The organism is Bacillus massilinigeriensis (genome assembly GCF_900117315.1).
Lineage (GTDB): Bacteria > Bacillota > Bacilli > Bacillales > Cytobacillaceae > Bacillus_BE > Bacillus_BE massilionigeriensis.
In genome coordinates this window covers 438,546-451,354 of the sequence record NZ_LT630337.1, presented here as the reverse complement: position 1 = coordinate 451,354, position 12,809 = coordinate 438,546, and the positions used below count along the sequence as shown (strand labels likewise).

The window sequence follows — 12,809 nt, the reverse complement described above, 5'->3', positions numbered from 1 at the left end:
AGCAGGGGGACGAAGCAAGGGGAAGCAGGGGGACGGTTCTTTGCTTCCGAAGCAGGGGGACGAAGCAAGGGGAAGCAGGGGGACGGTTCTTTGCTTCCGAAGCAGGGGGACGATTCTCCTTGCTTCCTTCTTGAAAATGTATCTGGCACCACATGTCTGTAGAGTCCATACGTTACAAAAAAACACTCACCTTGGCATTTTCATTCGCCAGAGTGAGTGATTAACACATAATAGGTATCTCTATAAAGCTAGAAAATCCTCATCGCGGATAAAATGGCAATTCTCGCGGATATATTCAAATAATCGCGGATATATGGAAAAAATCGCGGATATATTCAAATTATCGCGGATAAATCAAAATTATCGCGGATATCTGTTATTGTGGGGTTTATCATTTCAGTTTTTCAAGGGTTTCAATGGATTATGTGGCCAGGAATTCATCTCAAACATTATTTTTTTCCACTTTAGAAGCTAAGCAGGCGTTTTTCTGCTTCCATCTATGCAAATTATTAATAAACGAAAAAGACTTAGTGGAAGTTTCTCTGATTGCAACCTTAGCAATTAAAAAAGTACTCCCCTTTTCATTTTTTATTTACCAAAGTGAGTACTTTTTTTCATTTTGGTATCCCAATAAAGCCCCGAAAAACACAGCTCGGATATATTCTTCAAACCCCGCGGATAAATCAAAATTTTCGCGGATATCTTTTTTTGTGGTGTTTGAAGTTACCTTTTATGAGGCTTTTAGCAGAGCATGGGGAAATGATTCCGTCCCAAGATGCATAGATGGGGGCATTTCCACATTTCCACCATATGTGACCGTTTCCTTAAAATTGTTTTTTTGTGCATCGAAAGAATTGTATAGGAATCAGAGAGCTTTCCCTGTCTTTGTGGGGTTTAGGAAGCACGGAACCGTCCCCCTGCTTCCCACTGCTTCCCTTCTTAGGAAGCACAGAACCGTCCCCTGCTTCCAGAAGCACAGAACCGCTCCCCTTGTGCTTCCTATGCTTCTTTTTCTTTCCTCTGCAAAAGCACAGCACAAATGACGATAAATCCCTTGAAGGCTTCTCGTAGGAAAGGGGGAACACCGAATAGGTTTAAGAGATTATTCATTACGGCTATAATCAACATGCCAAAGACGGTTCCCATAATAAATCCTCTACCACCGCTCATACTGGTTCCACCAACGACTGCCGCTGCAATGGCATCCATTTCTATTCCTCTTCCGGCATTTGCAAAATCCATAGATCCAATCCGTGAAACTTGGATAATGGCCGCAATAGAAACTAAAACACCCATTAGAGCGTATACATGTACCTTGACTTTTTCCACATTAACCCCGGAAAGCCTAGCCGATTTTTCATTTGAACCCACAGCAATAATCTGCCTTCCCAAAACTGTCCGTTTGGATACGTAATAAAGTATATAAGTGATAATAGCCCAATAAACGATAGGCATAACCATGTATCCCCCAATGTTAAAACTGGAGATTCGCAAAAACTCACTTGGAACTGTCGGATTATACCCCTGCATAAAATGCTGAGTAAGACTTCGAAAAATCATCATTGCTCCTAAAGTTGCAATAAATGGTGGCGTCTTCCCTTTTGTAATCGTCAGGCCGATTATTAATCCCAACAAGTACCCCATTACTACAACCAATAGGATGGTTACGATAAAGGCAGGTGCACCTGTTAATCCGAGCGATCCTAGTATTCCCCTTGCACCCGTATCAAGAAGGATCATCCCAAAGGCACCTGCTGCTACCAAAGTAGAGCCAACCGATAAATCGATGCCCCCTGTCATAATAACAAGGGTCATCCCAAGGGCAATGATTCCAACACCTGCATTATTTCTTAATAAATTAATCCAGTTATTTATCCAAGAATCAAACCAACTTCCAAAGGAATCATAATTAAACCCCAAAACCAATGTCTGCAATATAACCATAATAATAAAAGCGATTGCTGTACTAAACAGCGCGTCATTTGCCCATTTTCTTCTTATCCAGGCTATTACATTATGATTGCCCTTAACCGTTCCCATTTGCATGATTTTATGTCCCCCCTCCAGCTTCATTCAGTTGTCCGCCTGTAGCAAGGCTCATGATGAATTGTTCATTCATGGCACTACCTTCCACTTCCCCTTGAATGACTCCATGATACATAACAAGTGCTCGATCACATATGCGGATAATTTCCTGACCTTCACTGGAAAGCACGACAATGGCAATGTTTTCCTCTGCTAGGCGTAGGATAATATCATAGATATCTTCCTTCGCCCCCACATCTACCCCTTGGGTAGGGTTGTCTAAAATCAGCAGTTTGGGTTCTGTCGAAAGCCACTTTGCTAGGATAACCTTCTGTTGGTTTCCGCCTGACAGACTATTGATACTGTCCGTCATTTTTCCCATCTTTATTTTCAGAGCAGCCTGCTGCTTTGCAAAAATCTGTTCATGCATGCGGGCATCAATCACCCCATGTTTTGAAAGTTTAGACCATGTCGCAATCGAGGCATTTTCAATAATATTCATATCCTTAATAATCGCATTTTCTTTCCTATTTCTTGGAAGATAAGCAATCCCAGCCTTAATGGCTTGCATGGTGCTTTTAAAAACTACCTCTTTTCCATTTAAAAAAACTTTACCAGCTGATGCTTTTTCAGCTCCGAAAATAGACTGAAAAAGCTCACTTCGTCCATCACCTAATAGTCCAGTCACTCCAAGAATTTCACCTGCTTTTATTGAAAAACTAATATTTCGAAAAGCGTTCGATGTAAGCCCCTCTACGCGTAAAACTTCATCCCCTAGCCTTTTCCTTCGAAGGAGCGGTTCCGTTCTCACATCATATCCGACCATAGAATGGGCCAGCTCATCAACCGTTGTATCTCTCACATTTCCCTCTCCAACCAACTCCCCATCTCGAAGAACAACGAATCGATCACAAACCTGCATAACCTCATTCAGCTTATGAGAAATAAAAAATATACCCACCTTGTTCTCCTTAGCTGTTCGCATCATTGCAAAGACGCGGTCAATTTCCTGCTCTGTTAAGGAGGTTGTCGGTTCATCCATAATAATAATCGACGCCTTCATCATCATCGCTCTGCATATTTCAATTATCTGTTTGTAGGAGGCATCTAGGTCACGCACCATCATTTTAGGATCTAAGTCGACATTCATTTGCTCGAACAACTTTTTTGTTTCATGTATCATTCTTTCAAGGTCAAGTCTTCCTCTTTTATTTTTCAGCTCTCTGCCGAGAAACATATTTTCAAAAATTGGCAAATCATTAATTAGATTTAGCTCCTGATGAATAAAGGCAATTCCAGCCTCCTGTGATTGTCTAGGGTTACTAAATACTACTTCTTCTCCATCCAAGATAATAGCCCCTGAATCCATTTGATGGATCCCACCTAATATGTTCATCAATGTCGATTTTCCCGCTCCATTTTCCCCAAGTAAGGCACATATCTCCCTGCCTTGTAACGAGATTGATACATCTTTGAGCACCTCGTGGTTGCCGAAGGATTTTTTAATATTTTTCATATTTAAAATCATGTCATCACATCCAGACATTTGCTAAAAGAGAGGCTACAGCTTAGCTATAACCCCTCATTTACTTCCATGTTCATTCAGCTAAAATGGTCAATTAATATGGTGAACCATCATCAAGGAAATCCTGATAATTATCTCTATCTACAATGGTCGTAGGAATAATGGTTTCTTCCGTTACATTTTCCCCTTTTAATAGCTTCAATGCGATATCAACGGCATCTTTCACCATTGCTGGGCTATAGAGGGCAGACTCAATCCAAATATCCGTATTTTCAGGCATCATCTTAAAGTATTCCTGCATACCTCCGCCACCAGTGACCACTTTAATATCCTTTCTTCCTGACTCTTTGATGGCTTGAAGAACACCGATTGAGGTTTCATCATCCATGGAATACACGGCATCAATTTTAGGATTCTTTGTTAAAATATCCGAAAAATCCTTTAGCCCATCTTCTCTAGTAAACTGTGTTGCATAGGTTTGAATTTTCACATCAGGGGCAATTTCCTTCATTGTTTCAACAAATCCCTCTTTTCTCAGTTCCGAAACTGACCCTGAAGAAGGCACTTCTAGCATGACCACTGTTCCTTTGTTACCAATTTTGTCTACAATATATTTTGCCCCCTGTATTCCCATATCCTTATTATCGCCTGCTACCCGATACACTCCATCAACATCAATCTTAATATCAAAGTTTACGATTTTGATGCCCTCATCCTTTGCCTGCTGGATAGGTACCTCCATCCCTTCCCATTGAGGGAAAGCAACGATTGCTTCAGCACCCCATGTCTTTAAATCATCAAGTTGGGATGTCATTTCTTCTGCGTTACTACTTGTTTGAATCTTATATTCAATCTCGTCACCTAACTCCTTTGCACGGGCTTCTGCATGGTAGGCAACTGCCGCCACCCAGCCATGTGTTACAGCAGGTGCAAGAATCCCAATCTTATGCTTTTTCGTATCCTTTTCTTTTTCACCTGAAGAATCATCACTTTGCGTCTTTGAATCACTACATCCGCTAAGAACAGTTACCGTAAGCAATAAAAGTAACAGTAAGAATGATAATGCCTTTTTCATTCCATTTACCCCCTCAGAATAAATTTATGAATCTATATTAAATAGAATTGAAGCCTTGGAAAAATTCGATTTCATCCTTCAGCCTATTGAAAGGGACCATAAAAAGCGCACCCCCCCTTAAAAACGCTTTCATTTTTTGTTAATAGATTCAATTTGTTCTCTATCCTTTAATTCTAAGGGCATATCATTATTAATTTTAATTAGGCTATGTATCCTACCAGGATCATTTCTTACTCTCCTACTCAAAATAGTGACCTACTAACACGTTGGCAGCCTCCTCAATCAATTAAGAGAAAACGTAGTCCATTTCCAGCTAATTCATCCGAATCTCTTGCCCTGTTTCCAAAGAAGTTTCAATAGCCTTTAATAACTTTAGGGAATATAATACATCTTCCAAAGGAATCAATTGATTGACTTGATTATTCTCTATACAATCAACAAAATAGGATAGTTCATTTTGAAAAGGATCCTCCTGTTCCACCTTGATATGTTTCTTAATCTCCTTGGAGTAGTAAATGAACTTTGAACTATGTGTATTCCTATTTTCAATATTTTCACCAGCAATAATCTGAAAATCTAATAGATTGTCTGTCGTTTGTGCCCTCAATGACATGGTAAATGGAAATCCCTCTGGCATTCGCTGGGAAGCCTCTACATAAGCCCTGGTATTATTTTTAAATGATAAAATTGACATGACATGATCCCACGCCCCGTATTTATTCTTTATTCCTACTGCATAGACGGACTCTACCTCACCAAGTAAAAAGAAAAGGAAATCTACATCATGCAGAAGTAAGTCGTATAGCGCACCTCCGCTTTTTTCCGGGTATTGAAACCAACTGCTCCATTTTGGTGACTGACCTAGTCTTTTCGCAGTGATTAGTTCAATGTCTTTTAGTTTTCCACTTTCACAATATGTTTTGATGACTTTATATTCCGGCCAAAACCGCAATACATGAGCAACAAATAGTTCTACATCATTTTTTTGAACCGCTTCAAGGATACGATTGGCTGACTTTAAAGATAAGGTTAACGGTTTTTCGCAAATGATACTCTTCCCAGCATTGGCAGCCCTAATAATATATTCTTCATGTAAATAGGTAGGCAGGCATATATCGATGAGGTCAATTTCTTTATTATTTAATAAATCATCATAGTCTGTTACATAGATTCCCTCGTAATTACTTAATGGAGTGTTCCTTGGATTTTTTGTACAGATGGCCGTCACTCTAGCATTTTCAATCTTCTGGTATGCATGGAAATGTGTCTTTCCAATAAAACCGAAGCCTACTAGCCCAATGTTCTTCATAATTTCTCCTTCCACCCTCCCCTCTTAAACTAAAAATTTTTAATAAGAAAGCTGAAAGGCGAAATTGATTACATCTTCAAACAAGTAATCAAATAGTAACAGAATCATGAATGATTAAATGGTGTAATCCATTACATTTTTCTCCATTTGAGTCATCATTGATTATGGGGATTTACTATTATATATTCACTTTGTTTAATATAAATGAATCTAAAGGTGATAAAATATTTAGAACTTGGTACTTATTACTTACCTAGTATTTTTTCAATCACCCGAATAGCAGCTAATGCCTGTTGTCCAGTAACCAGCGGCTCCTTATCCTCGATAATAGATTCAATAAATAAATCAATCACACCGGTGCTTGTTTGGCTATCATTTGTTTGGATTGGCTCTAACTCATATTTAACGATTGATCCATCCTTCATTTCGATAACTAGCTGGCTTTTCGGATCATGATAAATTTTGATTACCCCTTTTTGACAATAAATAGTCGTGGAATTATCCTCCAATCCGTAATAAGTCCAGGAAAATGCTGCCGTTCCTATCCGACCTTTTTTGGTTTTTAACGCACAAACAACATTGTCGCAAACATCAATGGGATTTCCGTTTTCATCCACTTTATCAAGCGCACCATAAAAAGAATGGGCGTGTTCAATTTCGTCATCTAATAAGTAATGAATTAAATCAATCTTATGAATGCCGAGGTCTCCAGCTACACCGGTATAAGAACGTTCCTTTTTAAAAAACCAAGTAGCATTCGATTTAACGACTCCCCAGCTTTCCGGTCCTTGGTGGCCAAAGGTTGTTTTAAAAGTCAGCACCTCACCTAGTTCTTTCTTATCAATGATTTCCTTTGCCTTTTGATGAGCCTTTGTAAATCGTTGATTATGGTCGACCATTAATTTTTTACCAGATTTCGCTTGGGCCTCAAGAATTTTCTCAGCACATTCTACATTAATTGCTAAAGGCTTTTCGCATAAGACATGCTTTCCATTTAGCAAAGCTAGAGAAGTATTGATATGATGTGCTTCATTGGATGAGCAATCGCTAATTGCGTTTATCGTTGGATCCTGTAATAGCTCCTCCAATGATTTGACCGCACGTCCCCCAAATTCCTTTGCAAGCACCTCTGCTCTCTCCAACTCACGGTCAAAAAAGACAATCTCATCAACGTACGGATTGGCCTTATACTCCGGTGCATGACGAAACTTGGCTATTGAACCACATCCAATGATTCCTACGTTGATTCCCATTGTTCTCACCCCTCCACCTATTCTCATTTTTTCTATCCCATGGAAGACTCGCGAATTACCAGTTCGTGATCCAAGACAATACTTTCCACTTTCATTCCTTTAATACTATTTATTAGCATATTGGCAGCAATGGTTCCCATTTTGTACATTGGCTGGGCTACAGTTGTTAATGTTGGATTTGTCATATTTGAAAAGCTGATTTTATCAAAACCTACCACTGCTATATCCTCAGGTACATTTAACCCACTTCCATTGATCTCCTTTAATGCTCCAATAGCTAATGTGTCTGAAACAGCGAAAACCGCTGATGGCCTCTCTTTTAGGAGAAGCAGCTTTCTCATTGCATGAACACCATTCTCAAATTCTAGCTGTTTGGTGTGTATGATCCACTCCCTTCTTATTGGAAGATCAAACTCTTGTAATGCCCTTTCATAGCCATTCCTCCTCGTATATTATGTTTAGTCCCTTTTATTTGAGGACCGTAATCCCTACTTTTCCTGTACAAAATAAATCAAATTTCTTGGGTGTCCCGAGATATTTCTAGATAATGAGATTAGGATCATTTGGGACAATTCTTTATCCCCCTGTGGGCTTAACCACATTTAAAGACTGTTTCTCAGTGTTCGTGCGGTGCTTCCTACTCGCAGGCTGTTCTCCCTGTTCTTCGAACCTAGATGGTAGTAGCTCTAGGGCGGCTTTCGAACCAGGGCAAGTTCTGATACACGAGGTTGCTGGTCGGCGTTCACACTAGAGATATCTCAGGGCATCCTAGAAATGTACCTATGATTCTAATTTGAAAGGAGGGGACACCCCATGAAATTATTTGTTGGCTTAGACATTAGTTCTTTTGATATTAAGGTTTGTATTTTGGGCGATGAAGGAGAGAAACTTCAATCCTTTTCTGTCTGTAACGATCTACCTGGCGCAACAGAACTCCGAGATCGTATTTTAGAATGTACCAAAAATCAAACCATTCAAGCGTTAAAAATTGGACTGGAATCCACGTCCGTCTATAGCTTTCATCCATCGATGTTCCTACACAACGATGAATCTCTTAAAGCTTTGGGAGCCCGAGTGTTTGTCATGAATCCCAAACAGATTGCTAACTTTAAGAAAAGCTATTCCGATATGGATAAGACGGATGAAATTGATGCGTTCGTTATTGCTGATTATCTTCGTTTCGGACGTAACTCCATGTCCGTGGTGAAAGAAGAACAGTATATTGCTTTACAACAATTAACTCGCTCACGTTACCAACTTATCCATCAAGTGGCTAGAGAAAAACAACATTTCTTACAACATTTGAGTTATAAGTGTAATACCTTTTCACTAGAAGTGGATTCATCTGTATTCGGAAACGCCATGATGGAAATGTTCTCCGAAAAGTTCAGCCTAGACGAACTAGCAGAAATGCCATTAGAAGATTTAGCCCATTTTCTTCAGGAAAAAGGGAAAAATCGATTTAATGACCCAGAGTGCGTGGCGAAATCCATAAAAAAAGCTGTACGTTCTTCCTATCGCTTAGACAAGGTAGTCGAAGATTCCATTGACGTTCTCCTTGGCACATCCATTGAAGTGATTCGAACCCTTCAAAAACAAGTGAAGGAGATTGAAAAGGCAATTGAACGCATCATGGTTGGCCTAGAAGAGAGACAGACTCTTCTATCCATTCCTGGGATCGGACCAGTCTTCACAGCTGGCATTATCGCTGAAATTGGCCAAATCGAACGCTTTGAAGATGAAACAAAAGTAGCCAAATATGGTGGCCTTTACTGGCGAAAACACCAATCTGGACGCTTTACCGCAGATGATACTTCCCTTTCTCGCAACGGGAACCAATATCTAAGATATTACTTAGTTGAAGCCGCCAACTCAGTAAGAAAGCATATACCCGAGTACCAAGAGTACTACGAGAAAAAGTACAAGGAAGTACCGAAACATCAACACAAAAGAGCACTCGTTCTAACTGCAAGAAAATTAGTGCGTTTGGTAGATGCGCTACTACGCAATCACCAAATTTACACGCCGAAAAGGAGCGTGAATAAATGACGCATAAGCGTTAATTCATCCTTTTTCACTAATTCCAGTAATTAACAAACTATTACTGGTTTAGTTTAGTGCTGCCTTTTTTCTGAAATTTTGATTCTTGATAACAAAATACTAATTATCTTTTGGTTGACATATTACCGCAGGTCTTTGGCGGGCATATAAAAATCTCTCATCAGAATTTATGAGGGCAATATTCTTGTTTCCTAGTTTAATTAAATGTTTTACGGCATGATACGCGGCAAGTTCATTATCAATGGTGACGTAGGGGATGGAACCTCCTTCTTCATACTCACTGCATAGGATAATCGAATGGTTTTCAGCTAATTCATTTAGCTTCTCTTTATTAACTGCTGGGTCCATCGAGATAATACCATCAGCCAGTTTGTTTTTTACCATGAGAAAATAAATATTTTCCCGATGTGGATCAGAGTCTGTTTCGCAAAGAAGGATATTGTAGTGGTTCATTATCGCAACATTTTCAATACCTTTGATGATTTCTGTGTAGAAGGGATTTGAAATACTAGGAATTAAAACGAGCAAAAGACGGCTTTCAGAGTTTCTAAGATTTCTCCCTAACATACTGGGTTCATAATTAAGCTCTTTGATCGCATTTTCAACTTTCATTCTCGTTTTTGGACTTACGGATGATACATTATTAAGGACTCTTGAAACTGTTGCAACAGATACACCTGCTATTTGAGCTACTTGTTGAATATTGGCCATCAAGCTCCACACTTTCATAATAAATATTGGATATAGTTGTAATCGATTACAAAATTATTCATGTAAAAAAAATTCCCTAATTTAAGATATTTTCCTGGACCAAACAATATTCCTAATAATATATTCCGAATGTTTTACCCCAATTAATAATAAAAATGTAATGGATTACATTCTTCTATTTAGGAGGTACCTATATGAAATTAGGGGTTTTTACCGTTTTGTTCTCTGATAAACAACTGGATGAAATGCTAGATTATGTTGCTTTAAAAGGAGTGGAGGCTGTAGAACTTGGGACTGGAGGCTATCCGGGAGATGCGCATTGTAAGGTGGATGAATTATTAGCCGAGGAACAACTGCAAAAGGAATTTTTAGAAAAGGTCACAAAAAGAGGGCTAACCATCAGTGCATTGAGCTGCCATTCCAATCCCCTTCACCCGCAAAAGCCAATTGCCGAGGAGGCAAATGAACTTCTCAACAAAACGGTGCTGCTTGCAAGTAAGCTCGGTATCCCTGTTGTAAATACATTTTCAGGTTGTCCAGGTGACCATGAAGACGCAAAATATCCTAATTGGCCAGTCGCTCCTTGGCCAAATGATTTTCAGGAAATTTTGAAATGGCAATGGGAGGAGAAAATCATTCCCTATTGGAAGGAGAAAGCAGCTTTCGCTGAAAAAATAAACGTAAAAATCGGACTGGAATTGCACGGCGGTTTTTCCGTACATACTCCTGCTACTCTCCTTCGGCTTCGAGAAGCATGTGGACCGGCAATTGGCGCAAACCTGGATCCCAGTCATATGTGGTGGCAAGGAATTGATCCAATAGAAGCCATCAAAATTTTGGGTCGCGAGAATGCCATTCACCACTTCCACGCGAAGGACACGATCATGGATCAAACAAATATTAATCGAAATGGTCTAACGGATATGACCTCTTATGCCAATATGAAAAACCGTGCCTGGTATTTTCGCACGGTCGGATTTGGTCACGATATGAAAGTATGGGCTGATATCATTAGCACACTCCGCCTCTATGGCTATGACTATGTAGTAAGCATCGAACACGAAGATGGCTTAATGTCCATAAACGAAGGCTTTACAAAAGCAGTCCAAAACCTCAACCCGATAATAACCAAAGACCCCACCGGAGATATGTGGTGGACTTGAAGCATGGGCGAAGCACAGGGACGGTTCTTTTGCTTCCGAAGCATGGGGACGGTTCCTTGCTTCCAACTGCCAACTATTTATTACTAATTTCCTATATATTAAAGGCATTTTTCGGAAGCAGAGAACCGTCCCCTGCTTCCTTAAATTTCTGTTCTCTCAGTGGACCATAATCCGATTACAAATCCAAGGATTGAGGCAGCCATTCCTGCAAATAGCATGGCATGGACACCTAGTCCGTCTAATAGCCATCCTCCGAGAAGGCTTGCTCCAACTCCACCTAATGTAATTCCGCTTGTCATAAAAGCCTGACCCTTAATCGAATCCTCTTCTGCTATGATTCTATTAACATAATAAATAGAGGCAGGAATAAAAAGGGCATAGGCACCAAATTGAAAAATTTGTGCTGCATATAGCATCCATACATTTGTTGCAACAACTGTGACCACCGATTTAATCATAAAGAAGAATAGGGAATATTTTAGAATTGAGCTGCAACGGAATTTCTTCACCAAATATCCAAATAAAATCATTGCTGGTAGTTCAATAACTGCTGCAATTCCTGTAGCAATCCCCATATCTTTCGTATTACCGCCTACATTCTCAGTAATCTGTATCAGGTAATTATTAATCATTGTATGGGAGACAAAGGTAAGTGCAATGGCAAAAATCAAAACTGAAAATCTCTTATAACGTGTAATAAAAGAAACCAGATTCCCCTTTTTCTTGTTTTCTATTAGTTTTTTACTCTCGGAACCTCCTATACTTGGAATTTCACGCTTAATATTAGTTAGTGGCTTCTTCGTAAATGTAAATATTATTATCCCTAGCAAAATATATAAGACTAGTGAAATAACCGTAAGAGAGTCCGCACCGAAATACACCACTACAACCCCTAAAAGATAAGAGGTTATTGCATATGCCACAGAACCAATGCCTCTAGCAAGGCCGAAATTGATAGCAATTCCCTTATTAATTAATTGCATCCCCAGTGAATTCACCAAGGGCTGCAATGTAAACAGGATGGTAAGCTCCAAGATTAGAACGACGGCAAGCATCCAAATCCCATCAGGTACGAAAAATCGGGCTAACGTAAAAAATGCTGCCAATCCCACAAAAATTGTTATAAGATTTTTCATTGATACTTTTTTTGTTGTATCAGCAAATGCAGCTACAATTGGCTGTAGTATGACTGCAAGAATGTTAGCAATGGCAAGTACCATACCTATTTGGCTATTGTTAAAATTCTTCGATAATAAAAACACTGCAGCAAAACTAACACTACTGCAAAAAACCGACCAGTAAAAACCATGAACACCAGAATACTTGATTGTGTATTGAGCCTTGATGCTCTTTGTGCCCATATTATTTTCCTCCTTAATAAAACGAACAAATAGATCAAATATGTATATAATCTATTAAAAAATATGTTGATAAGCCGCTTAAAAATATCAAATATACAATTAAGTGTCAATAAGAATCAACTGATAATATGTTTTTTCATAAACACAATAATTGATCTCATTATTATATCTCTGGGGATAAAATAATGGCCCAGTGTGTTATAACCGAGCCAAATTCATTTGCATTTTTCACTATTTTAAAAGAATAATAAACCATCGCGATCTTTCACTGATTCTTTTTTTAAAGCTATATCATTTTTTATATCAGAGTCACAACTTCCATCGGG

General features: G+C 39.1%; 9 protein-coding genes and 2 pseudogenes. 3 read left to right on the top strand and 8 right to left on the bottom strand.

Going from position 1 to position 12,809, the window contains the following annotated elements; translation table 11 throughout:
• Positions 1 to 40: 40 nt before the first annotated feature.
• Complete coding sequence (locus BQ6100_RS02290; protein WP_075980193.1) at positions 41 to 220, top strand: hypothetical protein; 180 nt, start codon at positions 41 to 43, stop codon at positions 218 to 220.
• Positions 221 to 999: 779 nt separating this feature from the next.
• On the opposite strand, the gene BQ6100_RS02285 is transcribed toward BQ6100_RS02290, so the two are convergent.
• The 6 genes and pseudogenes from BQ6100_RS02285 to BQ6100_RS20910 form a co-directional block, all read right to left on the bottom strand.
• Positions 1,000 to 2,073, bottom strand: a complete 1,074-nt coding sequence (locus BQ6100_RS02285; RefSeq protein WP_235816471.1) for an ABC transporter permease — start codon at positions 2,071 to 2,073, stop codon at positions 1,000 to 1,002.
• On the bottom strand, positions 2,051 to 3,541 hold the full coding sequence (locus BQ6100_RS02280; RefSeq protein ID WP_315970004.1) for a sugar ABC transporter ATP-binding protein: 1,491 nt from the start codon (positions 3,539 to 3,541) through the stop codon (positions 2,051 to 2,053). Before BQ6100_RS02280 ends, BQ6100_RS02285 begins: the two co-directional genes overlap by 23 nt.
• Before the next feature lie 103 nt (positions 3,542 to 3,644).
• Entirely contained in the window at positions 3,645 to 4,625 is a 981-nt protein-coding gene (locus tag BQ6100_RS02275; RefSeq protein ID WP_075980190.1) for an ABC transporter substrate-binding protein, read from the bottom strand.
• Positions 4,626 to 4,938: 313 nt separating this feature from the next.
• Positions 4,939 to 5,934 carry a Gfo/Idh/MocA family protein gene (locus BQ6100_RS02270; RefSeq protein WP_141770131.1) on the bottom strand — a complete coding sequence of 332 codons (996 nt, stop codon included), beginning with the start codon at positions 5,932 to 5,934 and terminating at the stop codon, positions 4,939 to 4,941.
• 245 nt (positions 5,935 to 6,179) lie between these two features.
• On the bottom strand, positions 6,180 to 7,187 hold the full coding sequence (locus BQ6100_RS02265) for a Gfo/Idh/MocA family protein (protein ID WP_075980188.1): 1,008 nt from the start codon (positions 7,185 to 7,187) through the stop codon (positions 6,180 to 6,182).
• A gap of 32 nt (positions 7,188 to 7,219) precedes the next feature.
• Positions 7,220 to 7,633, bottom strand: a pseudogene (locus BQ6100_RS20910) (substrate-binding domain-containing protein); the annotation flags it as partial.
• A gap of 367 nt (positions 7,634 to 8,000) precedes the next feature.
• Between BQ6100_RS20910 and BQ6100_RS02255 the strand changes: the two are divergent.
• Positions 8,001 to 9,236, top strand: coding sequence for an IS110 family RNA-guided transposase (locus tag BQ6100_RS02255; protein ID WP_075980186.1), 1,236 nt, complete (start codon positions 8,001 to 8,003; stop codon positions 9,234 to 9,236).
• 144 nt (positions 9,237 to 9,380) lie between these two features.
• Here BQ6100_RS02255 and BQ6100_RS02250 read toward each other — a convergent pair.
• A pseudogene (locus BQ6100_RS02250) lies at positions 9,381 to 9,959 on the bottom strand (LacI family DNA-binding transcriptional regulator); the annotation flags it as partial.
• A 194-nt stretch (positions 9,960 to 10,153) separates the two neighbouring features.
• Here BQ6100_RS02250 and BQ6100_RS02245 point away from each other — a divergent pair.
• Complete coding sequence (locus BQ6100_RS02245) at positions 10,154 to 11,122, top strand: sugar phosphate isomerase/epimerase family protein (RefSeq protein WP_075980185.1); 969 nt, start codon at positions 10,154 to 10,156, stop codon at positions 11,120 to 11,122.
• Between the two features lie 140 nt (positions 11,123 to 11,262).
• Here BQ6100_RS02245 and BQ6100_RS02240 read toward each other — a convergent pair whose 3' ends face one another.
• The gene (locus tag BQ6100_RS02240; RefSeq protein ID WP_075980184.1) at positions 11,263 to 12,483 is read right to left on the bottom strand and encodes an MFS transporter; all 1,221 of its coding nucleotides are present in this window, start codon (positions 12,481 to 12,483) and stop codon (positions 11,263 to 11,265) included.
• Between the last annotated feature and the right edge of the window lie 326 nt (positions 12,484 to 12,809).